Origin of the sequence: Pseudomonas sp. BRG-100 (genome assembly GCF_000737955.1) — a bacterium.
GTDB classification, from domain to species: domain Bacteria; phylum Pseudomonadota; class Gammaproteobacteria; order Pseudomonadales; family Pseudomonadaceae; genus Aquipseudomonas; species Aquipseudomonas synxantha_A.
The window spans coordinates 4,038,593-4,062,803 of record NZ_JPRX01000001.1 but is presented as its reverse complement, the minus strand read 5'-3'; the positions used below and the strand labels follow the sequence as shown (position 1 = coordinate 4,062,803).

General features: G+C 59.9%; 22 protein-coding genes. 15 read left to right on the top strand and 7 right to left on the bottom strand.

The annotated features are described in order from the left end of the window. The first annotated feature begins 18 nt into the window (after positions 1 to 18). Together JH25_RS09315 and JH25_RS09320 are read left to right on the top strand one after the other, a co-directional pair. A complete protein-coding gene (locus JH25_RS09315; RefSeq protein ID WP_032879284.1) occupies positions 19 to 1,737 on the top strand; it encodes a C13 family peptidase in 1,719 nt (572 codons plus the stop codon). Positions 1,738 to 1,766: 29 nt separating this feature from the next. Then, positions 1,767 to 2,408 (top strand): oxidoreductase, encoded by a 642-nt coding sequence (locus JH25_RS09320; protein ID WP_032879283.1) that lies wholly within the window; start codon positions 1,767 to 1,769, stop codon positions 2,406 to 2,408. Between the two features lie 60 nt (positions 2,409 to 2,468). On the opposite strand, the gene JH25_RS09325 is transcribed toward JH25_RS09320, so the two are convergent. The 5 genes from JH25_RS09325 to JH25_RS09340 all read right to left on the bottom strand — a co-directional run bounded on the left by JH25_RS09325 (position 2,469) and on the right by JH25_RS09340 (position 8,091). After that, a complete protein-coding gene (locus tag JH25_RS09325) occupies positions 2,469 to 2,753 on the bottom strand; it encodes a YceK/YidQ family lipoprotein (protein WP_032879282.1) in 285 nt (94 codons plus the stop codon). Continuing rightward, entirely contained in the window at positions 2,746 to 3,375 is a 630-nt protein-coding gene (ubiX, locus tag JH25_RS09330) for a flavin prenyltransferase UbiX (RefSeq protein ID WP_005791790.1), read from the bottom strand. The genes JH25_RS09325 and ubiX overlap by 8 nt, the downstream gene beginning before the upstream one ends. Further along, on the bottom strand, positions 3,372 to 4,721 hold the full coding sequence (gene mpl / locus JH25_RS09335) for a UDP-N-acetylmuramate:L-alanyl-gamma-D-glutamyl-meso-diaminopimelate ligase (protein WP_032879281.1): 1,350 nt from the start codon (positions 4,719 to 4,721) through the stop codon (positions 3,372 to 3,374). Before mpl ends, ubiX begins: the two co-directional genes overlap by 4 nt. 109 nt (positions 4,722 to 4,830) lie before the next feature. Continuing rightward, positions 4,831 to 5,529, bottom strand: a complete 699-nt coding sequence (locus JH25_RS29090; protein WP_228309020.1) for a hypothetical protein — start codon at positions 5,527 to 5,529, stop codon at positions 4,831 to 4,833. A gap of 651 nt (positions 5,530 to 6,180) precedes the next feature. Continuing rightward, positions 6,181 to 8,091, bottom strand: a complete 1,911-nt coding sequence (locus JH25_RS09340; RefSeq protein WP_032879280.1) for a sigma-54-dependent Fis family transcriptional regulator — start codon at positions 8,089 to 8,091, stop codon at positions 6,181 to 6,183. Positions 8,092 to 8,362: 271 nt separating this feature from the next. Here JH25_RS09340 and exaC point away from each other — a divergent pair, with 271 nt between their 5' ends. The 9 genes from exaC (at position 8,363) to JH25_RS09385 (ending at position 17,762) form a co-directional block, all read left to right on the top strand. Continuing rightward, positions 8,363 to 9,883 (top strand): acetaldehyde dehydrogenase ExaC, encoded by a 1,521-nt coding sequence (gene exaC, locus JH25_RS09345; protein ID WP_005791797.1) that lies wholly within the window; start codon positions 8,363 to 8,365, stop codon positions 9,881 to 9,883. A 207-nt stretch (positions 9,884 to 10,090) separates the two neighbouring features. Next, complete coding sequence (gene eat / locus JH25_RS09350; RefSeq protein ID WP_032879278.1) at positions 10,091 to 11,524, top strand: ethanolamine permease; 1,434 nt, start codon at positions 10,091 to 10,093, stop codon at positions 11,522 to 11,524. 52 nt (positions 11,525 to 11,576) lie between these two features. Then, the gene (locus tag JH25_RS09355; RefSeq protein ID WP_032879276.1) at positions 11,577 to 12,971 is read left to right on the top strand and encodes an ethanolamine ammonia-lyase subunit EutB; all 1,395 of its coding nucleotides are present in this window, start codon (positions 11,577 to 11,579) and stop codon (positions 12,969 to 12,971) included. Further along, the gene (gene eutC, locus JH25_RS09360) at positions 12,968 to 13,804 is read left to right on the top strand and encodes an ethanolamine ammonia-lyase subunit EutC (RefSeq protein ID WP_032879275.1); all 837 of its coding nucleotides are present in this window, start codon (positions 12,968 to 12,970) and stop codon (positions 13,802 to 13,804) included. The genes JH25_RS09355 and eutC overlap by 4 nt, the downstream gene beginning before the upstream one ends. 89 nt (positions 13,805 to 13,893) lie before the next feature. Beyond that, the gene (locus JH25_RS09365) at positions 13,894 to 14,352 is read left to right on the top strand and encodes a GNAT family N-acetyltransferase (protein WP_005791806.1); all 459 of its coding nucleotides are present in this window, start codon (positions 13,894 to 13,896) and stop codon (positions 14,350 to 14,352) included. A gap of 307 nt (positions 14,353 to 14,659) precedes the next feature. Beyond that, on the top strand, positions 14,660 to 15,316 hold the full coding sequence (locus tag JH25_RS09370; protein ID WP_003194521.1) for a DedA family protein: 657 nt from the start codon (positions 14,660 to 14,662) through the stop codon (positions 15,314 to 15,316). Positions 15,317 to 15,322: 6 nt separating this feature from the next. Then, entirely contained in the window at positions 15,323 to 16,138 is an 816-nt protein-coding gene (locus JH25_RS09375; RefSeq protein WP_005791808.1) for a zinc-dependent peptidase, read from the top strand. A gap of 109 nt (positions 16,139 to 16,247) precedes the next feature. Further along, positions 16,248 to 16,775 (top strand): inorganic diphosphatase, encoded by a 528-nt coding sequence (ppa, locus tag JH25_RS09380; protein WP_005791810.1) that lies wholly within the window; start codon positions 16,248 to 16,250, stop codon positions 16,773 to 16,775. Positions 16,776 to 16,988: 213 nt separating this feature from the next. After that, positions 16,989 to 17,762 (top strand): LexA family transcriptional regulator, encoded by a 774-nt coding sequence (locus tag JH25_RS09385; protein WP_032879273.1) that lies wholly within the window; start codon positions 16,989 to 16,991, stop codon positions 17,760 to 17,762. Positions 17,763 to 18,061: 299 nt separating this feature from the next. Here the strand turns inward: JH25_RS09385 and JH25_RS09390 are convergent, their stop codons facing one another. Further along, on the bottom strand, positions 18,062 to 18,298 hold the full coding sequence (locus tag JH25_RS09390; protein ID WP_032879272.1) for a hypothetical protein: 237 nt from the start codon (positions 18,296 to 18,298) through the stop codon (positions 18,062 to 18,064). 506 nt (positions 18,299 to 18,804) lie between these two features. Here JH25_RS09390 and ycaC point away from each other — a divergent pair. Continuing rightward, positions 18,805 to 19,437 carry an isochorismate family cysteine hydrolase YcaC gene (gene ycaC, locus JH25_RS09395; protein WP_032879270.1) on the top strand — a complete coding sequence of 211 codons (633 nt, stop codon included), beginning with the start codon at positions 18,805 to 18,807 and terminating at the stop codon, positions 19,435 to 19,437. Between the two features lie 60 nt (positions 19,438 to 19,497). Here the strand turns inward: ycaC and JH25_RS09400 are convergent, their stop codons facing one another. Further along, the gene (locus tag JH25_RS09400; RefSeq protein WP_032879268.1) at positions 19,498 to 20,529 is read right to left on the bottom strand and encodes a PDDEXK nuclease domain-containing protein; all 1,032 of its coding nucleotides are present in this window, start codon (positions 20,527 to 20,529) and stop codon (positions 19,498 to 19,500) included. A 183-nt stretch (positions 20,530 to 20,712) separates the two neighbouring features. Here JH25_RS09400 and JH25_RS09405 point away from each other — a divergent pair, with 183 nt between their 5' ends. The 3 genes from JH25_RS09405 to JH25_RS09410 all read left to right on the top strand — a co-directional run. Next, positions 20,713 to 21,357: an NAD(P)H-dependent oxidoreductase gene (locus JH25_RS09405; protein WP_032879267.1), complete on the top strand. Its 645-nt coding sequence runs from the start codon at positions 20,713 to 20,715 to the stop codon at positions 21,355 to 21,357. Next, complete coding sequence (locus tag JH25_RS0127265) at positions 21,296 to 21,676, top strand: MerR family transcriptional regulator (protein WP_081883320.1); 381 nt, start codon at positions 21,296 to 21,298, stop codon at positions 21,674 to 21,676. The genes JH25_RS09405 and JH25_RS0127265 overlap by 62 nt, the downstream gene beginning before the upstream one ends. Before the next feature lie 135 nt (positions 21,677 to 21,811). Further along, the coding region (locus JH25_RS09410; protein ID WP_032879264.1) for a DUF6531 domain-containing protein at positions 21,812 to 24,211 on the top strand (2,400 nt) is incomplete at its 3' end.

Sequence of the window (24,211 nt, the reverse complement as noted above, 5' to 3'; positions counted from 1 at the left end):
AATTATCCGGATCCCGCTATGCGCCCACTCGCTCCCCTTGCCCTTGCCCTGTTGCTGACCGCTTGCGGAGACGGCGAATCGCTGTTGCCGCCCGATGCGCGCCTGCCCGATGGCGGCCGCTACCGTGGCGATGTGGTCAACGGCCTGCTGCAAGGCCAGGGCCGCGTGGACTACCCCAACGGCAGTTGGTACGCCGGCCAGTTCGATAAAGGCCAGTGGCACGGCCAGGGCGAATGGCATGGCAGCAATGGCGAAGTCTATAAAGGCCAGTTCCAGCAGGGCCTGTTTGATGGCCAGGGCAGCTTGACTACCACGGGCAGCAGCTATGTCGGCAGCTTCAAGAACGGTCGACGCAATGGCGAAGGCACCCTCAAAGAAGGGCAGATGACCTATCGCGGCGAGTTCAAGGACGACCAGTACGCAGGCCTCGGTCGCCTGGAATTGGCCGATGGCAGCCAGTACCAGGGCCAATTTGCCCACGGCAAGCCCAATGGCGAAGGCCAGCGCAATGACGACAGCGGCAATCAGTTCAGCGGCCACTTTGTCGATGGCCAACTGGAAGGCAATGGCACCTTCAATAGCGCTGAGGGCGATATCTATATCGGCCAATTCAAGCAGAACCAACTCAACGGCAAAGGCCGCTATGAAAACGCCGACGGCGACGTATGGATCGGCCAGTTCAAGGAAGGCGCCCTCAGTGGCAAAGGCGAATTGATTGGCGCCGATGGCAGCCACTACGTCGGTCAGTTCAGTGATTGGCGCTTTACCGGTGAGGGGCGCCTGAACCTCACCGATGGCAGCTTCTATATCGGTGGCTTCGACAGCGACAACTATCAGGGGCGTGGCACCCTCGTGCTCACCGACGGCACCGTGCAGGCCGGCACCTGGGTCAATGGCCTGCGCGTGCGCGATGCCGATGGCAAGTTGCTGCCCGACCCACTGGAAACCGGCCTATTGGCCCAAGGCCGCTTGCTCGACGAGGCCCTGGCCGCCGTTCCGGCCTCGACACCTGCCGTCGAGCTTTATACGTTGGCGTTGGCAGGTGACGGCAAGCAAAGCGTGTTCCTGCGCGAAGCCGATTACGTCAGCAACCTGCTCACCACCCGCTTCGGCGCGCGCGGGCAGGTCCGCCTGGTCAACCACCGTGACCACATCGCCGACCGTCCGCTGGCCACCCGCGAAAGCCTGCGGCGTTCCGTGCAAACCCTGGCCGAACGTACCGGGCCCGAAGACCTGGTGTTCATCTACTTGACCAGCCACGGCACCCATGAACATGAGTTGGTGCTCGACCAGCCGCGCATGGAACTGGCCGACCTGCCCGCCGATGAACTGGCCGCCGTGCTGGCGCCGTTGAAAAACCGCGACAAGATCATCGTGATTTCCGCCTGCTACTCCGGCGGTTTCATTCCGGCCCTGAAAGATGAGCGCACGCTGATCATGACGGCATCCCGTGCGGATCGCGTGTCCTTTGGCTGTTCAGAAGAGGCGGACTTTACCTACTTTGGCGATGCCCTTTTCGCACAAGCCTTCAACCAAACGGACGATTTGCAACACGCGTTCAAACTGGCACAACTGCATGTGGCCGAACGCGAACAGGCGGACAACTTCGAAGCCTCAGAACCGCAGATATGGGCACCCAAAGGCGTGATCGCCCATTGGCAACTATTACGCAAACAGCAGGCACGAAAGGCGCTCGAAAGCGTCTCAATGAATAGCAAGGAAGCCAAAGGCAACTAAGCTGTAATGTGTAACAAGGGGGAAACATCATGTACCTGACACCTCAGCATATCTTGCTGGCCGGGGCCTCTGGCCTCACCGGCGAACACCTGCTTGATCGCCTGCTCAACGAACCCACCGTGACCCGTGTACTGGCGCCGAGCCGCAAGCCGCTGGCTGAACACCCACGCCTGGAAAACCCGGTGGGCGACCCTGCAGTGTTCCTGCCGCAACTGAGCGGCCGGGTGGACATTGCCTTTTGCTGCCTGGGCACCACGATCAAGAAAGCCGGCTCGGAAACGGCGTTCCGTGCGGTCGATCTGGACATGGTGGTGGCCTTCGCCAAGCGCGCTCGGGAACTGGGTGCGCGGCATCTGATCGTGATCAGTGCGATCGGCGCCGACCCGAAATCCTCAGTGTTCTACAACCGAGTCAAGGGCGAAATGGAGCAGGCACTCAAAGCCCAGGACTGGCCGCAACTGACCATCGTGCGACCTTCCTTGCTGCTGGGGGAGCGGCTGGAACCGCGTCTGGCCGAACAGCTGGCCGGGCCGTTGTCGCGTTTGATTCCGGGCAAGTACCACGGCATCGAAGTCTGCGAACTGGCTCGCGCCATGTGGCGCCTGGCGCTGGAAGAACAGGATGGCGTACGGGTGGTGGAGTCGGATGAGCTGCGCAAGCTCGGCAAGTAAGAACGCCAATCCCAATGTGGGAGGGAGCAAGCCCCCTCCCACATTGGGTTCGTGTAGTTCTCAGAGTCCGCCAGTGGCGTTGAAGCCCACACCCAGCACGGTCAACAACGACAGTGGCAACAGCAGCGTATCGAGCAGCGCGCTGGCGGGCAGGTCGATATGAGGATAGGTGGGCGCCTCGGCACCAAAGCGGTCCTTGGCACAGCAGCCGCCATTGATCGCATACAAATCCAGGCGCGTACCGGCATACACCACAGGCGCGCCCGCTTGCGCGGCGTCCAGGGTGCGCGCCGTGGCGCAGCCCGTCAGTTGCAGCGCCAGTAGTAGCAGCAGCGTTTTATTCATCACCGCCCAAATGGTGCTCGCCCCAGCGCGGCAGCATGTCCTGGGGAATGTTCAGCAGGTTGAGAATGCGCGCCACCACGAAGTCCACCAAGTCATCGATGGTCTGCGGCTGGTGATAGAAACCCGGCGACGCGGGCAAGATGGTCACGCCCATGTTCGACAACTTGAGCATGTGTTCCAGGTGAATACTCGAATACGGTGCTTCGCGCGGTACCAGGATTAATTGGCGACGCTCCTTCAAGGTCACGTCCGCCGCCCTTTCGATCAGGTTATTGCAGGCGCCCGTGGCAATCGCCGACAGGGTGCCGGTGGAGCATGGCACCACCACCATCGCCGCCGGCGCGCCGGAGCCCGAAGCTACGGGCGACATCCAGTCTTCCTTGCCATAGACCTTGATCTGCCCCGCTGCCGCACCGGTGTATTCGGTGAGGAACGCTTGCATCATCTGCACCTTGGCCGGCAATTGCACATCCGTCTCGGTCGCCAGCACCAATTGGGCGGCCTTGGAAATCAGGAAGTGCACTTCACGGTCTTCACGTACCAGGCAATCCAGCAGGCGCAGGCCGTAAGGCGCGCCGGATGCGCCGGTCATTGCCAGGGTGATACGTTCGGGGCCGCTCATTTCAACGCCTCGGCCAGCTTGCCGTGCAAGCCGCCAAAGCCGCCGTTGCTCATGACTACCACATGGGTGCCGGGCTTGGCCAAGTGCTTCACATGCTCAATGATGCCTTCCAGCGAATCACACACGGTCGAAGGCACGGTGCACAGCGCAGCGATCCCCGGCAGGTCCCAACCAAGGTTGGCAGGCGCGTACCAGACCACCTGGTCGGCGTCGTTGACGCTTTCCGGCAGGCCATCGCGGTGCGCACCCAGCTTCATGGAGTTGGAGCGCGGTTCAACGATCGCAATGATTTGGGCATCGCCAACGCGCTTGCGCAGGCCGTCGAGCGTAGTGGCGATAGCTGTTGGATGGTGGGCAAAGTCGTCGTAGATGGTAATCCCATTCACGTCGGCGACTTTTTCCATGCGCCGCTTGACGCTTTTGAATGCGCTCAAGGCCGCGATGCCCATGGCCGGCACCACACCGACATGCCGTGCAGCCGCCAGGGTTACCAGCGCGTTGGCAACATTGTGCTGGCCGGTCATATCCCACTCCACGACGCCTTGGGCTTGACCTTCGAACAGCACTTCAAACCGGGAGCCGTCTTCGCTGAGCAACTTGACCTGCCATTGCCCGTCCACACCGGTGGTCTGCACCGGCGTCCAGCAGCCCATGTCGATCACGCGCTGCAACGCCGGTTCAGTGGTCGGGTGGATGACCAGGCCTTCACTCGGGATGGTACGCACCAAGTGATGAAACTGCCGCTCAATAGCCGCCAGATCGGGAAAGATGTCCGCGTGATCAAACTCCAGATTATTCAGGATCGCTGTGCGCGGACGGTAGTGGACGAACTTGGAGCGCTTGTCGAAAAACGCGCTGTCGTATTCATCGGCTTCGATCACGAAAAACGGCGTATCGCCCAGGCGCGCCGACACCGAGAAATTCTGCGGCACGCCGCCGATCAGGAAGCCCGGGCTCATGCCCGCATGTTCCAGCACCCAGGCGAGCATACTGCTGGTGGTGGTCTTGCCGTGAGTGCCGGCCACCGCCAATACCCAACGACCTTGCAACACATGATCAGCCAGCCATTGAGGGCCTGAGACGTAAGGCAAACCTTTATTGAGCACGTACTCGACCGCTGGGTTGCCGCGGGACATGGCGTTGCCAATCACTACCAGATCCGGCGCCGGGTCGAATTGCGAGGGGTCGTAACCTTGGGTCAGCTCGATACCTTGCGCCTGCAGCTGCGTGCTCATGGGCGGATAAACATTGGCATCGGAGCCCGTAACGTGATGGCCCAGCTCTTTGGCCAGAACCGCCATCGAACCCATGAACGTACCGCAGATACCCAGAATATGAATGTGCATAGTCGACCTCGTAAACATCGAGGCAGGTTAGCGTAGGGTGGGAAAGTTCGCACGCTTTAGCTGAGGGCGAAACGCCCGCCGGTAGGATCCGACGGGCAAAAGGGATGTCTTAAACCGTGGTGCCAGCTTTTTTAAGCTCAGCGTCTTTCAAGGTCATGATTCGTTCGGCCGCTTTTTCCATCGCGTCATACCGACGCTCTATTACGCCTAAGCGTCCCCCGGTACTGGGAGATGTTGACGACTCGATGTGAGGTTTGAAAATAACCCCGTTGTCCTCAGCCACTTGCCTCATATGGGTTTCTGAAACGCTCAGTAACTGCTCCAGGTTAGTCAAGCGTGCCCCACGCTCCTTGGGCCAGGCGTCGCCGATGGCAAGCCGGTCTGCGGTGCTGCCCGACGCCAGCGTCATGACGACATTGGCAAACTCCAGCACCACTTTCTCTACCCGATCCAGATGGCGCGTGGCTCCCGGCGCAGGCTCATCGGGTGCGGGTGGCGCAACGGTTTGCGGCATGGGCTTCTGATCGGGCTGTGCAACGCCGGGCAAATGCGGTGGCGGTGGCGCCACTGGCGACGGCACGTATTGGCCCTTGATCGCTTCCCCCGCGGCCACGGACCCGGCATACGCCCCCACATTGATCGGCGCGCTGACCATACCATTGACACCTGCATTGATGAACGCGTCCTTGACCGTCTTGCTGGTAGAGGGTGATGTAGAAATAACGCCCGCTTTGACCAGCCTGTCGGCATCCAACAGTCGCTGGGTGACATCGGCCATGCTGACCTTGGGTGAATCGTCCTGTTTCACAGGGGCGGTCCCACCGCGGGGGGGCGTCTGAGGCCCCTTGGTCAGCACGTCCTTGAGTCTACCTGCGGTTGACTGGCTTGAACTGCCCGCGGTCGCACTGGCACCAGGGGTATCGTGGCTTGTCGTCGGCTTTTTCCCACCCGCCGTGGTTTGGGGCCGGGTGGGCGAGGGACTGACCGGAGCAGGCGGCACTCTGGGCGATGGCGTGGGCGGCACGTGAGGCGTGGGGCGGGATCCTCCCCCGAACCGCCGTCCAAAAGTTCCACGCTTGATGCGCACCTTCGGCGTTTGATCAGTCCCCTGCGCAGACAACTGCGTGCCAGGCTCAGGCTGAGTGGGGTCCATCGGTTCGCCCCAGCCCGCGGTTAAGGGTTGCGGTTGGGACGTGAGCGTAACGTCAAGTTGAACAGGGAGTTGTGGCACAGGAGTCGTTATTGGACTTGTAATGTTCATGTGTTGTCACCCTAGAAGTTTCAAACAACTGTGATTAAGGGCACGTGATGCTCTGCCCTTACTCCATCAGTGCTTAAAACAACGTGCAGCGTTCCGGGGCGACGTGAGTACATGGCGCGATAAAAAACCTTAAAGCCTGTGCGACAAAACTTGAGCCATCGGCAATAACTGAGTTATTCCGACAGGTGTCGCACTCCCTTAATGGGTGGAGTCCCTTGAGATTCCATGTTTGCGTAACTTGCGGTACAGCGTATTGCGACTGACCCCCAACTGTTCAGCCACATGGCTCATATGCCAGCGCTGCTGCGCCAACGCACCGAGTAATGCCTGACGCTCGGCGCTTTCCAGTGGCAAGGCGTACGGCGCATCCACCCTCGCCCCCAGCGGCTGCGCCTGACGAATCAATGCCGGCAAGTCGTCAAGCCCGACTCGGCCGTCCTCACAGAGCGCCACCACCGTGCGCAACACCGTACGCAACTGTCGCAGGTTGCCGGGCCAGGGGAATGCCAACAAAGCCTGGCGCGCCGACTCGTCTAGCATCACCTGTTCGGTGCCGGCCTCTTGGGCCAAGAGGAAGTCCAACAATTGCGCCTTGTCAGTGCGTTCGCGCAACGGCGGCAGGGCGACTTCCAAGCCGCTCAAGCGGTAATACAGGTCTTCGCGAAAGCTGCCATCGGCCACACGCTCCAACAAATTACGGTGCGTCGCGCTGATGATGCGCAGGTTCACGGCTTGAGGTTCGCCGCCGATAGGCACCACCAGGCGATCCTCCAGCACCCTTAACAAGCGGGTTTGCAGCGCCAGTGGCATATCGCCGATTTCGTCGAGAAACAGCGTACCGCCGTCGGCCTGTTGCAGCTTGCCGCGCATGCCTTCTTTAAGGGCGCCGGTGAAACTGCCGGCGCGATAGCCAAACAACTCGCACTCGATCAGGTTTTCCGGAATGGCCGCACAGTTCAGCGCGACAAAGGCCTTGTCGCCTCGCTGGCTGGCCTGGTGCACGGCCTTGGCGAAAGCCTCTTTACCGCAGCCGGTTTCGCCGTTGATCAGCAAGGGCACGTCGCGTTCGAATACTCGCGAGGCCTTGCGCAGCTCATTTTGCAACGCCGGATCGCCCAGGCAAATACCCAGTGGGCGTGGCGCCTGCGGCTTGACGACCGGGGCCGGCGTACTGCGGGGCTGGCCTCGCAGCGCTGCAAATAGAGGCCGACCATCGCGGGTACGCAGCGGCCAACTGGCCGTGGCACTCGCGCTGGCCCGCCCTAGCAACTGATCCAGGGAACAGTCGAAAAACGCGTCCACCGGCTGACCCACCAAGCCGCCGCGTAGCTGCCCCAACAGGTTCAGGGCGCTCTGGTTCACCGCACAAATGCGCCCTTCGCCATCGAACGCCAGCAAGCCTTCGCTGAACAACCCGACCGACTCGGCCTGCAGGTGAAAACGCAGCAGCCAATGGTGTTCGAAGTGGCGCAGGAAGTAGCAACTTTCGATCATCTTGGCCGACAGGTTCACCAGCGCCATGGTGTGGAACTGGCTCTGGCGCGACACGGCTTCGCGGGCCGAGGACACATCCAGCACCGCCAGCAATTCACCGTGAGGGTCGAACACCGGGCTCGCCGAACACGTCAGCCCGGTATGGCGGCCGCGAAAATGCTCGTCACGGTGGATGGTCAGGGATTGACGCTCCACCAGGCAGGTGCCGATGCCATTGGTGCCTTCGCAGGCTTCACTCCAGTCGGCGCCCAGCCACAGCCCGGCGCGTTCGAAAATCTTGCGCTCGGACGGCGCGGTGACACAGTTGAGGATCACCCCCCGGGCATCGGTGAGCAGCACCGCATGACCGGCCCCCGAGAGTTGCTGGTGCAGGCTGTTCATTTCGTTGCCGGCGATATGCAGCACCTGCCGCAGGCGTTCGCGGCTTTCCAGCAGGCGGCCATGCTCAAGCACGGTCGGCGCAACGGTCAGCGCGGGGTCGAGGTGGTAGTCCTCAACGCAACGCAGCCAGGAACGGGCGATGGAGGGATCGCTGCCCGGCCCTTGAAGCGGCTCTTGCCCCCGGGTGACGGTGAGAACCTGCTGGGCATGGCGACTGAAATGATCGTTGTGCATGTTCTTATTATTCTCCCTGCGTGAGAGCGCCCAGCATCCACCAGCCATCCGGCCATTGCAATCCCGGGCCGACCCATCGGTCACAGGCTGTACCGTTTGCGGTACAAACTGTCACCCCACCTGTATCGCCCCGGCCACATTCATGCCTTGTAAACAAAACCAAACCCTTGATTTACCTGGCCTGCACGCACTGGCCCAACCTTTGCTCTACGCTTTATAACGCGCTTGCAGCGCTGTACTCCGATAAACATAAAAGCAGGAGATGCCCACCATGCGTTATGCACACCCCGGTACCGAAGGCGCCATCGTTTCGTTCAAGGCCAAGTACGGCAACTACATCGGCGGCGAGTTCGTTGCGCCGGTCGATGGCAACTACTTCTCCAACACCTCGCCGGTCAACGGCAAACCTATCGCAGACTTCCCGCGCTCCACCGCCAAAGACATCGACAAGGCTCTGGACGCCGCCCACGCTGCCGCTGACGCCTGGGGCAAAACCAGCGCCCAGGACCGCTCGCTGGTACTGCTGAAAATCGCCGACCGTATCGAGCAGAACCTCGAACTGCTGGCTATCACCGAAACCTGGGACAACGGCAAGGCCGTGCGTGAAACCCTCAATGCCGACATTCCCCTGGCCGCCGACCACTTCCGCTACTTCGCAGGCTGCATTCGCGCCCAGGAAGGCAGCAGCGCCGAAATCAACGAACTCACTGCCGCCTATCACTTCCACGAACCACTGGGCGTGGTCGGCCAGATCATCCCGTGGAACTTCCCGCTGCTGATGGCCGCCTGGAAACTCGCCCCGGCCCTGGCCGCCGGCAACTGCGTGGTGCTCAAGCCCGCCGAGCAAACCCCGCTGGGCATCAGCGTACTGATGGAACTGATCGGCGACCTGTTGCCGCCAGGCGTACTGAACGTGGTGCATGGTTTCGGCAAGGAAGCCGGCGAAGCCCTGGCGACCAGCAAACGTATCGCCAAGATAGCCTTCACCGGCTCTACCCCGGTGGGCTCGCACATCATGCATGCGGCGGCCGAGAACATCATTCCGTCTACCGTTGAGCTGGGAGGCAAGTCGCCGAATATCTTCTTCGCCGACATCATGAAAGCGGAACCTGCATTCATCGAAAAAGCTGCCGAAGGCCTGGTGCTGGCGTTCTTCAACCAAGGCGAAGTGTGCACCTGCCCATCCCGCGCCCTGGTGGAGGAGTCGATCTACGACGACTTCATGAAAGTGGTGATGAAGAAGGTCGAGTCGATCAAGCGTGGGGATCCGCTGGACACCGACACCATGGTCGGCGCCCAAGCGTCCGAGCAGCAATTTGACAAGATCCTGTCCTATCTGGAAATCGCCAAGGGCGAAGGCGCGCAACTGCTGACCGGCGGCAAGGTTGAAAAGCTCACTGGCGATCTGGCCACCGGCTATTACATCCAGCCGACCCTGCTCAAGGGCACCAACGACATGCGTGTGTTCCAGGAGGAAATCTTCGGCCCGGTGGTGAGCATCACCACTTTCAAGGACGAAGCCGAAGCCCTGGCGATTGCCAACGATACCGAGTTCGGCCTGGGCGCCGGCCTGTGGACCCGCGACATCAACCGCGCCTACCGCATGGGCCGCGCGATCAAGGCAGGTCGCGTGTGGACCAACTGCTACCACCTGTACCCGGCGCACGCCGCGTTTGGCGGTTACAAGAAGTCTGGCGTAGGGCGCGAAACCCACAAGATGATGTTGGATCACTACCAGCAGACCAAGAACCTGCTGGTGAGCTACGACATTAATCCGTTGGGCTTTTTCTAACCCCACACCCCCTCCCACCTTTGAAATGCAATCAAGGGTGGGAGGGGGCTTGCTCCCGATCGGGGAGTGTCAGTGCAAGTATGAGTCACTGACCCACTGCTATCGGGAGCAAGCCCCCTCCCACATTTGGATCTTCATAAGTACTTGCGATGCGCATTCGGCACACACCGGCCGAGTTGAAAACAATAAGAATGGAAGGTACTTCCCATGCCCAGCGAACCCACGAGTTCTTCGGTCGACTTCGAAAAAGTCGGCACCGATTACTTTCAACAACGAGAATTGAAAAAAGGCGCTGCCGGCTGGGTGCTGTTAGTCGGCCTTGGCGTCGCCTACGTCATCTCCGGCGACTACGCAGGCTGGAACTTCGGCCTGGCCCAGGGTGGCTGGGGCGGCATGTTCCTCGCCACATTGCTCATGGCTACCATGTACCTGTGCATGTGCTTCTCCCTGGCCGAACTGTCTTCGATGATCCCCACCGCCGGCGGTGGCTACGGTTTTGCCCGCAGCGCCTTTGGCCCTTGGGGCGGGTTCCTCACCGGCACCGCGATCCTGATCGAGTACGCCATCGCCCCCGCCGCAATTGCGGTGTTTATCGGCGCTTACTGCGAGTCGCTGTTCGGCATTGGCGGCTGGATGATCTACCTGGCGTTCTACATCATCTTTATCGGCATCCATATTTTTGGTGTCGGCGAAGCCTTGAAGCTGATGTTTGTCATCACCGCCGTCGCCGCGATCGCTTTGGGCGTATTCCTGGTGTCGATGGTGCCGCACTTCAACGTCGCCAACCTGCTGGATATTCCGGTGACCGAGGCCAAAGGCGCCAGCAGCTTCCTGCCGTTCGGCTATGTGGGTGTGTGGGCGGCGATCCCCTATGCGATCTGGTTTTTCCTCGCGGTAGAGGGCGTACCCCTGGCCGCTGAAGAAACCAAGAACCCCAAGCGCGACCTGCCCCGTGGGCTGATCGGCGCGATTGTGGTGCTGACCAGTTTTGCCCTGTTGATCCTGGTGATCGCGCCGGGCGGTGCAGGCACATATGCGCTGATCAAATCCGGTAACCCGTTGGTGGAAGCCCTGGCGCTGTCCTATGGCGGTTCGACCTGGATGGGCAGCTTCGTCAATCTGGTCGGCCTGGCTGGTTTGATCGCGAGCTTTTTCTCGATTATCTACGCCTACTCGCGGCAGATTTTTGCCTTGTCGCGCGCTGGCTACCTGCCGCGCAAATTGTCCGAGACCAACAAGAGCAAGGCGCCAGTACTGGCATTGGTGATTCCCGGGATTATCGGTTTCGGCCTGTCGCTGACCGGCCAGGGCGATTTGCTGATATTGGTGGCGGTGTTTGGCGCAACGATTTCCTACGTGCTGATGATGGCTGCGCACATCACCCTGCGCATCCGCCGCCCTAAAATGGAGCGCCCGTACCGCACGCCGGGCGGCATCTTCACCTCGGGCGTGGCGCTGGTACTGGCCTGCGTGGCCGTGGTAGCAGGCTTTTTGGTTGACCCACGCGTGGTGATTGGCGCGGCGGTCATCTATGGAGTATTAATTGCTTACTTTGCTTTCTACAGCCGGCATCACTTGGTAGCAGGCACGCCCGAAGAAGAATTCGCGGCGATCCAGGCCGCAGAGGCCGCCCTGCACTAAGTGCCGTAAACCTCGGCGCGGGCGCCTGCTCGCGTCGTCAAGGAGACACTGTATGGCAAGTTTTTCCCACGCGGTGGGTGCACACACCTATCGCTTCGACAGCCTCAAGGATCTGATGGCCAAAGCCAGCCCGGCGCGCTCCGGCGACTTCCTGGCCGGTGTCGCTGCGCAAAATGATGGCGAACGGGTCGCCGCCCAGATGGCGCTGGCAAATACACCCCTGAAGCACTTCCTGGAAGAAGTGCTGATTCCCTATGAAAGCGACGAAGTCACCCGGCTGATCATCGACACCCACGACAAACAGGCCTTTGCCACGGTGAGCCATCTCACCGTCGGTGGCCTGCGCGACTGGCTGCTCAGTGACGCGGCTGATGAACAATCCCTACGCGCACTGGCGCCGGGGCTGACACCGGAAATGGCGGCAGCCGTGTCCAAAATCATGCGCGTACAGGACCTGGTGCTGGTGGCACAGAAGATCCGCGTGGTCACCCAGTTTCGCGGCACCATGGGCCTGCGCGGGCGCTTGTCCACGCGCTTGCAGCCTAACCACCCCACCGACGAACCAGCAGGCATTGCCGCGAGTATTCTCGACGGCCTGCTCTACGGCAACGGCGACGCCATGATCGGCATCAACCCGGCCACCGACAGCATCGCCTCGATCTGCGCCATGCTGGAGATGCTCGACGCGATCATCCAGCGCTACGAAATCCCCACCCAGGCCTGCGTACTCACCCACGTCACCACCTCCATCGAGGCGATCAACCGTGGCGTGCCGCTGGACCTGGTGTTCCAGTCGATCGCCGGCACCGAGGCCGCCAACGCCAGTTTCGGCATCAGCCTGAGCGTGCTGCAGGAAGGTTACGAAGCCGGCCTGAGCCTCAAGCGCGGCACCCTGGGGCAAAACCTGATGTATTTCGAAACCGGCCAGGGCAGTGCGCTGTCGGCCAATGCGCACTTTGGGGTCGACCAGCAAACCTGTGAAACCCGTGCCTACGCCGTGGCCCGGCACTTCAAGCCGTTCCTGGTCAATACCGTGGTCGGTTTTATCGGCCCGGAGTACCTGTACAACGGCAAGCAGATCATCCGCGCCGGTCTGGAAGACCACTTCTGCGGCAAGCTGCTCGGCGTACCCATGGGCTGTGATATCTGCTACACCAACCACGCCGAAGCCGACCAGGACGACATGGACACACTGTTGACCCTGCTCGGCGTTGCCGGCATCAACTTCATCATGGGCATCCCCGGCTCCGACGACATCATGCTCAACTACCAGACCACCTCGTTCCACGACGCCTTGTACGCCCGGCAAACATTGGGTTTAAAACCGGCGCCGGAGTTTGAACAGTGGCTGGCGAAAATGGGCATCTTCACGCAAGAAGGCGGCAAAGTGCACTTCGGCAACAGCCTGCCACCGGCGTTTCGCCACGCTCTGGCGCAACTGGGATGAAGGAGCCGACCGTGCAACCAGAATTGCCTGACAACCCGTGGCTGGAATTACGCCGCCTGACCCCGGCGCGCATCGCCCTGGGCCGCACCGGCACCAGCATTCCTACCAGTGCCCAGCTGGACTTCCAGTTTGCCCACGCCCAGGCGCGGGATGCGGTGCACCTGCCCTTCGACCATGCCGGGCTCAGCGGCCAATTGGCCGAACGTGGCCGCGACAGCCTGTTGCTGCGCAGCGCCGCCACGGACCGGCATATGTACCTGCAACGCCCGGACCTTGGGCGACGCTTGAGCGATGAGTCGGCCCAAACCTTGCGCGACTACGCTTCGGCGCATCCGGGTGGCGTGGATTTGGCCATCGTGGTGGCCGATGGCCTGTCGGCATTGGCGGTGCATAAGCATACGGCTCCGTTTCTGACGCGCCTGGAGGAACAGACCCACGCCGAAGGCTGGTCCTTGTCACCGGTGATACTGGTGGAACAAGGCCGCGTGGCAGTGGCCGATGAAATCGGGCAATTACTCGGCGCCAAAATGGTGGTGATCCTGATCGGCGAACGGCCGGGGCTCAGCTCGCCGGACAGCCTGGGCCTGTATTTCACCTACAACCCCAAGGTGGGCCTCACCGATGCGTATCGCAATTGCATCTCCAATGTGCGGCTGGAAGGCTTGAGCTATGGCATGGCGGCCCATCGCCTGTTGTACTTGATGCGCGAGGCGTGTCGCCGGCAACTGTCGGGGGTCAACCTCAAGGATGAGGCACAGGTTCAGACGCTTGAATCCGACGACCCGGACTTGATGAAGGGCAATTTCCTGCTCAGCCCACCGAGTGACCGATAGCGGCACGATTGCGCTTTTTTGCCGCATTAGGCAGCATCAAGTCACGGCCGCTCGCGTGGTCATACCCCATTTGGAAGTTGAGGCCTGGCATGCGGATTACTCAAGCGACCCTGGAACACCTGGACCTGTTGACCCCGTTGTTCGTCAAATACCGCGAGTTCTACGGGGCCCTGCCATTCCCTGACTCATCCCGGGCCTTCCTGGAAAAGCGCCTGCGACGCAAGGAATCGGTGATCTACCTGGCCCTGGCCGACGATGATGACAAGCGGCTGCTGGGCTTTTGCCAGCTGTATCCGAGCTTTTCCTCGTTGTCGCTGAAACGGGTGTGGATCCTCAATGATATCTATGTAGCCGAGGATGCCCGCCGGCAACTGGTGGCGGACAACCTGATGCGCACGGCCAAGAAGATGGCCAAGGAAACCCAGGCCGTACGATTGCGGGTATCCACCAGCAGCGACAATGAAGTGGCGCAGAAGACCTATGAGTCCATAGGCTTTCGTGAAGACACCGAGTTCAAGAACTACGTGCTGCCGATCAACGAAGACTGACCCCTAATCCCCCAAACACTGTAGATCTCTTGTGGGAGGGGGCTTGCTCCCGATGGCGGGGTGTCAGTTAACGAATTTGTCCCTGACCCACCGCAATCGGGAGCAAGCCCCCTCCCACAAAAAACCAAGCCAACCGCTTCACACTTTCACGACACTCCCCGCTACAAAAGCCACACGCTTTTCACCATTCAATCCGTATAATGCGGACCTCTCAAGGTTGTAAGAACCACGACATACACTTGTAGCCTTATTACCCGTCGTCCCCGCACTGGCCCGCTGAGCCGGGCCATTCACACAGGTGCCATCCATGGATTTCAACCCGCTTGACCTTATCCTGCATCTCGACGTTTACCTCGACATGCTGGTAACCAACTACGGTCCGTGGATCTACGCCATTCTGTTCCTGGTGATTTTTTGCGAGACCGGCCTGGTGGTCATGCCATTCCTGCCGGGTGATTCGTTACTGTTTATCGCTGGCGCCGTAGCAGCTGGCGGCGGTATGGACCCAGTGCTGCTGGCCGGCCTGCTGATGCTGGCGGCGATCCTCGGCGACAGCACCAACTACGTCATAGGACGAACGGCTGGCGAACGCTTGTTCAGCAACCCCAACTCGAAGATCTTCCGCCGCGACTACCTGCAAAAGACCCACGACTTCTACGACAAGCACGGTGGCAAGACCGTGACCCTGGCGCGCTTTCTGCCGATCCTGCGCACTTTCGCGCCGTTCGTCGCCGGCGTGGCCAAAATGCCCTACCCGCGCTTCTTCGGGTTCAGCGTACTCGGCACCATCCTCTGGGTCGGTGGCCTGGTGACCCTGGGCTACTTCTTCGGCAACGTGCCCTTCATCAAGAAAAACCTGTCGCTGCTGGTGGTGTTCATCATTCTGTTGTCCCTGGTGCCAATGATCATTGGCGTGGTGCGCAGCCGCTTTGGCCGCACGTCCTCCGAAGCCAACCCACACTGATTGCCCATGTGGTCCCTAAGCGCCTGGCGTCGCCGGCGCCTGCTGGCCAAGCACCCGATTGCCGATGACACCTGGCAACGGGTGCGCCACCACCTGACCTTCCTCGACGGCATCAGCGCCGAGCAAGACCAGTGGCTGCGCGAAGCCTGCGTGATCTTCCTCGCCGAAAAACACCTCACCGCCCTGCCCGGCGTCGACCTGCACCAGGAACAACGCCTGCTGCTCGCCGCCCAGGCACAATTGCCGCTGATGAACCTGGGCGACCTCGACTGGTATCAGGGCTTTCATGAAATCGTGCTGTACCCCGACGACTTCCTCAGCCCGCAGCGCCATCGCGATGCCAGCGGCGTGGAGCACGAGTGGGACGGCGAACACAGCGGCGAAGCCTGGCAACAAGGCCCGGTAATCCTCGCCTGGCCTGGGGTGCTCGCCAGTGGCCAATGGGAAGGCTACAACCTGGTCATCCATGAACTGGCGCACAAGCTCGACATGCTCAACGGCGACGCCAACGGCCTGCCACCGCTGCACCACGACATGCGCGTGCAGGAATGGGCCAGCGTGATGCAAAGCGCCTTCGACGACCTCAATCGCCAACTGGACGCCAACCCGGAGGCCGACACCGAGATCGACCCTTACGCGGCGGAAAACCCAGCTGAATTCTTTGCCGTCACCAGCGAGTACTTTTTCAGCGCACCGGATTTACTGGTCAACCGTTATCCACAGGTGTACGCCCAACTCAGCCGCTTCTACCGCCAGGACCCACTGGCGCGCCTGACCCAACTGCAAGCCGGCGACCCACGTTATCAGCCGCAAGGCGAATGACCGTACGACGCTTGGTGCATGGCATCGGCGTCAGAATATGCCTATAATCGCCGCCACTTTTAGGCCAATCCGGCCATGTCATATGGCCAACTAACGGGGGCAACGCCCAATGAGCTACAGCAAGATTCCGGCTGGCAAAGACCTGCCGAACGACATCTACGTCGCCATCGAAATTCCGGCCAACCACGCGCCGATCAAATACGAAATCGACAAAGACAGCGACTGCCTGTTCGTTGACCGTTTCATGGCCACCCCGATGTTCTACCCGGCCAACTACGGTTTCATCCCCAACACCCTGGCTGACGACGGCGACCCCCTCGACGTGCTGGTCGTGACCCCTTACCCGGTTACCCCAGGCTCGGTTATCCGCGCCCGTCCAGTCGGCATCCTGAACATGACCGACGACGGCGGCGGCGATGCCAAAGTCATCGCAGTGCCACACGACAAGCTGTCGCAGCTGTACGTGGACGTGAAGGAATACACCGACCTGCCGCCACTGCTGCTGGAACAGATCAAGCACTTCTTCGAGAACTACAAAGACCTCGAAAAAGGCAAATGGGTGAAGATCGACGGTTGGGGCAACGCAGAAGCCGCCCGCGCCGAGATCATGAAGTCGGTTGCCGCCTACAAAGGCTGATACCCGCACCTCATTGCTTCGGCAAATAAGAAAGCCCCGTTAGTTCGGGGCTTTTTTATGGGCAAAATTAAACATCAAGTTCAATGTTTATTTTATGCTGTTTATATAAGTTGTACGCCTGAAAGATCGAGCCACAACTAAGCTAAATCCTACATATGCAATTCAACGCATGGTTTATTTGATTGGTTTTTCCCGCCAGTAAACTCTGCGTTTATGAATACATCAGGTGATCGTTTAAAAGCGCTACTCCGGGAAGTTAATCTTTCCGCCTCCGACTTCGCCAAGAACCGCGGTGTCACGCCTCAACACGTGAACAACTGGTTCAAACGCGGCGTTCCCATGGGCCGACTCAACGAGATAGCAGAACTGCTGTGCGTCTCAAGTCGCTGGTTAAGCGACGGCCGAGGCCCCAAACACCCGCCCGCCAACTACCTGCTGGAAGGCCCCGACACAAGGAAACTACTGCCCACCCGCGAAGACACCGGCAAATACCTCACAGGCCCCGCCTGCCGTCCGGAAACAACCGACGTGGAGATCCCCCTCCACCCCACATTCACCTCAAGCGAACGCATCCGCGTCTCCCGGCACAGCCTGCAAACCCTCAACGTCCATCCCGACCGCGCGGTAGGCGCCTACATGGTCGACAACAGCATGACCGACATCATCCAACAAGGCGCCACCCTTGCCATCGACCGAGGCCGCACCCAAATCATCGACGGCGAAATTTATGCGGTAGAGCACGACGGGATGCTGCGCATCAAATACCTCTACAACCGACCTGGTGGTGGGTTGCGCCTGCGCAGCCACAACGCCGCCGAACACCCGGACGAATACCTCAACCACGAAGAACGCTTCGAACAAAGCTTCAAGATCGTCGGCTGGGTATTCTGGTGGTCCACCCTCAACAACCGCCGGCCGCCCGTGCCGCTGGATGAACATCTATTGGGCTGGGAAGGCTCTAAATCGGAACCGGAGGTGGGCAACTGAAGTGAATGTGGGTATCATGCGCCGCACATTTGGCAGGGGGATGGCTTAGCTATCTGCCCTGTCAGGCGATGCGGAGGAGTTCCCGCGGATGCCCCTACTATTCAGCCCGACGCCATGTGGGCTGAGCGATTTGAAGGCTGGTGAGGTTTGTCAAAAACAAGCTGAGGCAGTCCCCGAGAAGCCGGCCACAAGCCGGCTTTTTAATGCCTGTAAGAATACAGTTCAATTGTCCAGCAGCTGCTGGACAATTGAATCGTCAACAAAGGCGGGCAGGTATCCTACCCATCCTTCAATAGGCGTTATTTAGGCTGCAAACACTCCACAGCCCTATCCGCCACCATCTTCGCCATCTCCACCAGATGCATCACCGCCCTCTGCGGCGCAGCCACTGACTCGCCGATCACCCGTGACGTAGCCAGCGCACAATGCAGCAGCTCAGCCACCTGCACCCAGGCATCCTCAAAGCTCAGATCTTCATTGACCGTGAATGAGTTGGTCGGGTGTGACGACAGCGTATCTGAACGAACGTTATCCATAGCAAAACTCCTAGCAGTAAGTGACTACCACCGTCCTTTCGCGACTAAACGAGCAGAGGTGGCGGCTGTACGCAGGTTAGTCGACCGGCCGCTAGGCACCGGCGCACCCGAGGGTGCCCTGCGCACAGCCACCATAAAGTGCAGGCGAGAAGACACCTGTCTTTGGGATGGCGCGTGCGCCTAGCGAGGTCCGGGCGACTAAACCCGATCACTGAATTAGCAGTGACGGTCAGCAGCCTAGTCACCCAATTCCACTGGCGCAAGCGGTTGGGATTCTCTCGGAAACGTCCTGCAAATGAAAGGGATCGTACCTGCTGGCGACTCAAAATCAGGCAATTCATTCGCGTTATGCGCATTAGTACGGCGCCCCCAATCGCTCGCTCTTTGTCTCCTTTAAGTTGACAGTAAGACTCGTCACACCCGATTTATCCCCCGCCACCCACCCATTAATCTGTGCCCATGTTGAACGCAACGCCCAACCAACCTAAACAAAAAAGGATTCAACCATGAGCGCTCCCACCTACAACCGCTTGAACAAAGACGACGCTATCGTTCTGCTGGTCGATCACCAAACCGGCTTGATTTCCCTGGTGCAGGACTTCTCGCCCAACGAGTTCAAGAACAACGTGTTGGCCTTAGCTGACCTGGCCAAGTTCTTCAACCTGCCGACCATCCTCACCACCAGCTTCGAGCAAGGCCCCAATGGCCCGCTGGTGCCAGAGTTGAAGGAAATGTTCCCGGAAGCGCCGTATATCGCTCGCCCTGGTCAGATCAATGCCTGGGACAACGAAGACTTCGTCAAGGCGATCAAGGCCACCGGGCGCAAGCAGATCATCATTGCCGGTGTGGTGACGGATGTGTGCGTGGCGTTCCCGACCTTGTCGGCGCTGGCGGAAGGCTTTGAGGTGTTTGTGGTGACGGATGCGTCCGGCACGTTCAACACCACGGTGCAGCAGGCGGCGTGGAGCCGGATGACGCAGGCCGGTGCGCAGTTGATGAACTGGTTCTCGGTGGCGTGTGAGCTGCACCGCGACTGGCGCAACGATATCGAAGGCCTGGGTAACCTGTTGTCCCAGCGGATTCCCAACTATCGCAACTTGATGAACGGTTACGCGGCGCTGACAGCTCATCAGAAATAAGCAAACCCAGCGTGATAAGCCTGCCCTGAAAAGCAGGCTTTTTCCATTGCTTGCCCGCCCCTAGCCCGCCAACTCCCGTTCGATCTGCTCAATACTCGGCAAACTGGTTTGCAATTCTGCGGGCAAAGATTCCACCAATTGATATTCCGCCACGCCGATAGGTCGGTTGTTATCGCGCAGTGCATATTCAGCCACCACCTCATTTTTACCTTTGCACAACAACAGACCAATCGTCGGGCCATCCTGTGGGTGCTTTATCTCGGCATCCACAGCTGCGAGGTAGAAGCTCAGTTTGCCCAGATGTTCGGGCTTGAACTTGCCAGCCTTGAGTTCGATCACCACGTAGCAACGCAGCTTCAAGTGATAGAACAGCAGGTCGACGAAGAATTCATCACCGCCCACATTCAGCAGCACTTGCCGGCCTACGAAGGCAAAGCCTGCGCCCAATTCCAATAAGAAGTCGGTGACATGCTTGATCAGGGCGTTTTCAATATCACGCTCTTGCGCGTTCAGGCCCAGGCTGAGGAAATCAAAGCGATATGGGTCCTTGAGGGTTTCACGCGCCAGATCGGATTGGGCTTTGGGCAGATGGCTTTCAAAGTTACTGACGGCCTTGCCACTGCGTTCCAGCAAACGGTTTTCAATGTGCATCACCAGCGTGTTGCGTGACCAGTTGTGCTTGATCGTTTGGGAGACGTACCAACGTCGCGTTTCGGGACCGGGAAGTTTGTCCAATAGCGCGATTTGATGGTACCAAGGTAATTGTGCAAGCACCCCTTGCACAAACTCCGAATCCGGCCACGCCTCGGCAAAAGCACGCATGTACTTCAGATTGCGCGGCGAAAAACCCTTGATGTCTGGAAAGGCCGCCCGCAGATCCTGCGCAAGGCGGTCGATCACTTTGCTACCCCAGCCTTGATCGTTCTGACGGGTCAAAATATCGCGACCGATCTGCCAGTAGAGCAGCACCAGTTCACGATTGACCGCGATTGACGCACGCTGCTGTGCGTTATGGATACGGCCCTTGAGGTCTGTCAGCCAATCACTGTAGCCCTCTGGAGGTGCCGTCAACCCGATGGAGGTCTCGCTCATGCCTTTTTACTCTTGTGTTTTCAGCAGGCTAGTTAGCCCGCTGTGCCGTCACAAGCGCTCATGAGTACTCTCGGACGCGTCCTGCGTACCTTGCAGAAAGGTCCTGCTGGCACTGGCTGTGGCCCTTGACTCTCCCCTATACGGCACCCCCTACCCTGAACGCCCATTTCAGGAGCCTTCAGCATGAGTCAGCGCATCCTGGTCATTCTCGGCCATCCGTCCACCGATAGTTTTTGTTCAGCCATGGCGCAGACCTATATCCACGCTGCGAAAACGGCAGGTCACGAAGTACGCATCCTGCACCTGGGCAACCTCACATTCGACCCGATTCTTCACCACGGTTATACCCAGGCCCAAACACTGGAACCCGACTTGCTCAGCGCCCAAGCCGACATCCTTTGGGCCGAGCACCTCACATGGGTTTTCCCTGTTTGGTGGGGTGGTACCCCGGCACTGATGAAAGGCTTTATCGACCGAGTTTTCCTACCCGGCTTCGCCTTCAAATACCGCGCAGGCAAGGCATTCCCTGACAAGCTGCTCAAGGGCCGAAGCGCGCACTTGTTAGTGACCCTGGACACGCCGGCGTGGTATTACCGCTGGGTCTACCGCATGCCGGCCATCCACCAGATGCGTCGCACCACGCTGGCGCTGTGCGGCATCACACCGAGCAAGACGCTGCTGTTTGGCCCCGTGCTGGGCTCTACGTTGACGCAGCGGGCCCGGTGGCTGAAACAGGCCGGCGCATTATTTGAGAAAGGGAATTTTCATGTACATCGGCAAAACCGCGCAGTTGTCCGGCACGACCATCAAGGCGATTCGTCACTATGAGGCGATTGGATTGATGCCCGAGCCGCAACGCCTTGGCGGCTATCGCGTTTATACGGCGCAGAGCGTAGAGCGACTGACCTTTATCAAATGCGCCCAGCAGCTCGGGTTCAAACTCAAGGAGTTGCAGGAGATTTTGCTGGGGTACGACGGTGACGCCTTTCCCTGGGACAGGGCGGACCAAGCCATCGCCAACAAGAAGCAAGCGCTGGCCGCGCAAATCGCCGTGTTGCAACGGATGCAGGCGGGCTTGATTGAGTTTGAAACCCAACTGAAAGACGCCCAAGGGCACTGCTCGTCAATCAGTAGTGTCGCCATTTGAAGTAGCCCTTACGCATGAGTTGCCGCTGACTTTTGCGAGCCCCGTGTAAGGGCAATCTGATTTTCCAAACCGTTCATCCAGCCGCTTTTCGCTGCGGCAGACTCCGACGCCTTGCCTTCTGTCGAGACGTCATGGATGACCCACGCTGCCCACATTGCCGCTATCGAACATGAGCTGGATGGCTTCCATCAGAGCCTGGTGGAGTACCGCCAGCAAATGGGCGCCTGGTATTCGCGCGCGCTGGATTCGGTCAGCCATGCAGCGGATATGCCGTCGTTGCTGGGCATGGACCGAGTGTTGCGGGTTGGGGATTCGCAGCGTTCGGTGAGCATTACCGATGCAGATTTCTCCACCGTGGCCCGTTGCCCGGTGGGTGGCGTGCTGGAGATCGAGAGCAAATTCGAATCAGCGTATGACGTGCCGATTGGCGACATCCCGGTTGAGGTGATCGGCCTGGATGACGGCATCTCCACGCGGGTGATGCTCGATGAACACGGCAAGGGTTCGCACTACTGCGCCGCTGGCGGGCGCTATGAGGTGCGGGTTCAGGGCGGTGTTTCAGCGCAGCAAGTGGAGGCCTTGTTTACCTCCTATGCAGGGCTGACGGCGGACTTGGAACAGTGGCTTCGGTCACAGTGGAAAGACTTCAAACCCCACTGGGAACGCTCTACTGCCAGCGCGACTGGCAGCGGCGTGCTGGCGGGCAGTTGGGCGGCGATCACGGATGTGTGGGACAGCATCAAGCTGGTGCAGGCGATGCTTGAAGACCCGCTGAAGTACGTCGAGCAACTGGGTAGCGAGGCGGCCAAGTTGGCGCATATCGCCACCGATGCGCCCAAGGTCATGGAACAGGCGATGTTGCTCGCCAGTGACGAGGCGGCGCTGTACCTGTTACTGCGCACCGCCATGATCTGGCTGGACGCGTTACCGCCCCGTGAAGTCGCGCAAGCGGCCGCAGGTTTTATGGTGTCGTTGCTGATTGACCTGGTGATTGGCGCGGTGTTGACCATCGCGTTGCCGGCGGCGGGCGTGGCGTATTTGAGCGTTCGCCTGGTCAAGCATGGCGCACAAATTCTCAAGGCTGCCGTGGGCTTCGTGAAGGGGGTGCTGGCGATTCTCACCAAGTTCATGCAGGCGGTCGACCGTTATAAAGCGGTGGCGGTTCGCGGTGTGGTCGGCTGGGTGAAACAAGGCACGATGCAGATGCGCTGGCGGGCGCGGCAGAACGCGGTGCTGACGCAAAAAGAGCGTGTGGATGATGTGCCGGTCATGGCGTCGAATCCGAAGGGAGACGCGGCGACGCCAGCGGACAAGACGGTCACCAACGGCTGCCCAGTGTCGATGGTCACCGGGGAAGAATTGCTCACTCTTACCGATGGTGCGCTGGACGGGATCTTGCCGTTTGAGTGGACGCGGCTGTATCGCACCAGTGCGGTGGATGTGGATTGCGGGTTGGGGTTTGGCTGGAGTCATGCGCTGGCGCACAGGCTTTGTGTGTCGGGCGATTCGGTGGTGTGGACCGACCATGAGAACCGCTCGACCACCCTGCCCTTGCCGACTTCTGCTCGACCCGCGATTACCAACAGCCTGGCAGAAGCGGCGATCTACTTGGGTTCGGTTCCTGATGAGCTGGTGCTGGCCCAGGCGTCGCGGTTCTATCACTTTCGCGACGGTGTACTGACTGCGATCAGCGATGCGTATGACAACCGTCTACGCATTTGCCGTGATCGTTCCGGGCGAATTGAGCGGTTGGATAACGGTGCTGGTCGCTCGCTGCTGCTGCGTTATGAGCTGGATCGAATCGTCGCGGTGGACTACCAGGTTCATCGCGCCACAGGGCGTGCACCTTACGTCTGGGAAACCGAGCAGAACGTTGTTTCCTACGCCTATGACGAAGACGGACGACTGGTTTGCGCGACCAATGCTGTCGGGGAAAGCGAGCGTTATCGGTACGACGATCAGCACGTCATTCTTGAGCGGCAACTGGCCGGTGGGGCGAGTTTCTTTTGGGAGTGGGAAGGCTCCGGCAAGGCGGCGCGTTGCGTACGGCACTGGGCGAGCTTTTCGCAGATGGACACGCGCTATGCCTGGGGCGATGACGGCCGTGTCACCGCGCATAACGCCGATGGCAGCCAGGAAGTCTATGTCCACGACGACCGGGCGCGGTTGGTGCAGCGCATCGATCCGGACGGCGCGCAGCATTTCAAATCCTACGATGCCAAGGGGCGGCTGACCGTCGAGCAGGATCCGCTGGGCGCGGTGACGGCGTATCAGTACGACGAAGCCGGACGCTTGGTGGCGTTGTTTCCCGGGGATGATGAGCCGACCTCCTACGAACATGACAACGGCTTCGTACGGGTTGTAAGGCGCGGCGAGGCTGTCTGGAAATACGAGCGTAATGAGCAAGGCGATGTTACGCGTAGTATCGATCCTGACGGCGAGGTTACCGATTACAGCTACAACAAACACGGGCAACTGACCGGAGTTTGGTACCCGGATCACAGTTGCCATCGGCTGGTGTGGAATGAGCGTGGG

Excerpts from the sequence above, each read along its gene's own strand:
- JH25_RS09315 (WP_032879284.1), top strand. The coding sequence starts at position 19 with ATGCGCCCACTCGCTCCCCTTGCCCTTGCCCTGTTGCTGACCGCTTGC.
- JH25_RS09320 (WP_032879283.1), top strand. The coding sequence starts at position 1,767 with ATGTACCTGACACCTCAGCATATCTTGCTGGCCGGGGCCTCTGGCCTC.
- JH25_RS09325 (WP_032879282.1), bottom strand. The coding sequence starts at position 2,753 with ATGAATAAAACGCTGCTGCTACTACTGGCGCTGCAACTGACGGGCTGC.
- ubiX (WP_005791790.1), bottom strand. The coding sequence starts at position 3,375 with ATGAGCGGCCCCGAACGTATCACCCTGGCAATGACCGGCGCATCCGGC.
- mpl (WP_032879281.1), bottom strand. The coding sequence starts at position 4,721 with ATGCACATTCATATTCTGGGTATCTGCGGTACGTTCATGGGTTCGATG.
- JH25_RS09340 (WP_032879280.1), bottom strand. The coding sequence starts at position 8,091 with ATGCACAACGATCATTTCAGTCGCCATGCCCAGCAGGTTCTCACCGTC.
- exaC (WP_005791797.1), top strand. The coding sequence starts at position 8,363 with ATGCGTTATGCACACCCCGGTACCGAAGGCGCCATCGTTTCGTTCAAG.
- eat (WP_032879278.1), top strand. The coding sequence starts at position 10,091 with ATGCCCAGCGAACCCACGAGTTCTTCGGTCGACTTCGAAAAAGTCGGC.
- JH25_RS09355 (WP_032879276.1), top strand. The coding sequence starts at position 11,577 with ATGGCAAGTTTTTCCCACGCGGTGGGTGCACACACCTATCGCTTCGAC.
- eutC (WP_032879275.1), top strand. The coding sequence starts at position 12,968 with ATGAAGGAGCCGACCGTGCAACCAGAATTGCCTGACAACCCGTGGCTG.
- JH25_RS09365 (WP_005791806.1), top strand. The coding sequence starts at position 13,894 with ATGCGGATTACTCAAGCGACCCTGGAACACCTGGACCTGTTGACCCCG.
- JH25_RS09370 (WP_003194521.1), top strand. The coding sequence starts at position 14,660 with ATGGATTTCAACCCGCTTGACCTTATCCTGCATCTCGACGTTTACCTC.
- JH25_RS09375 (WP_005791808.1), top strand. The coding sequence starts at position 15,323 with ATGTGGTCCCTAAGCGCCTGGCGTCGCCGGCGCCTGCTGGCCAAGCAC.
- ppa (WP_005791810.1), top strand. The coding sequence starts at position 16,248 with ATGAGCTACAGCAAGATTCCGGCTGGCAAAGACCTGCCGAACGACATC.
- JH25_RS09385 (WP_032879273.1), top strand. The coding sequence starts at position 16,989 with ATGAATACATCAGGTGATCGTTTAAAAGCGCTACTCCGGGAAGTTAAT.
- JH25_RS09390 (WP_032879272.1), bottom strand. The coding sequence starts at position 18,298 with ATGGATAACGTTCGTTCAGATACGCTGTCGTCACACCCGACCAACTCA.
- ycaC (WP_032879270.1), top strand. The coding sequence starts at position 18,805 with ATGAGCGCTCCCACCTACAACCGCTTGAACAAAGACGACGCTATCGTT.
- JH25_RS09400 (WP_032879268.1), bottom strand. The coding sequence starts at position 20,529 with ATGAGCGAGACCTCCATCGGGTTGACGGCACCTCCAGAGGGCTACAGT.
- JH25_RS09405 (WP_032879267.1), top strand. The coding sequence starts at position 20,713 with ATGAGTCAGCGCATCCTGGTCATTCTCGGCCATCCGTCCACCGATAGT.
- JH25_RS0127265 (WP_081883320.1), top strand. The coding sequence starts at position 21,296 with ATGTACATCGGCAAAACCGCGCAGTTGTCCGGCACGACCATCAAGGCG.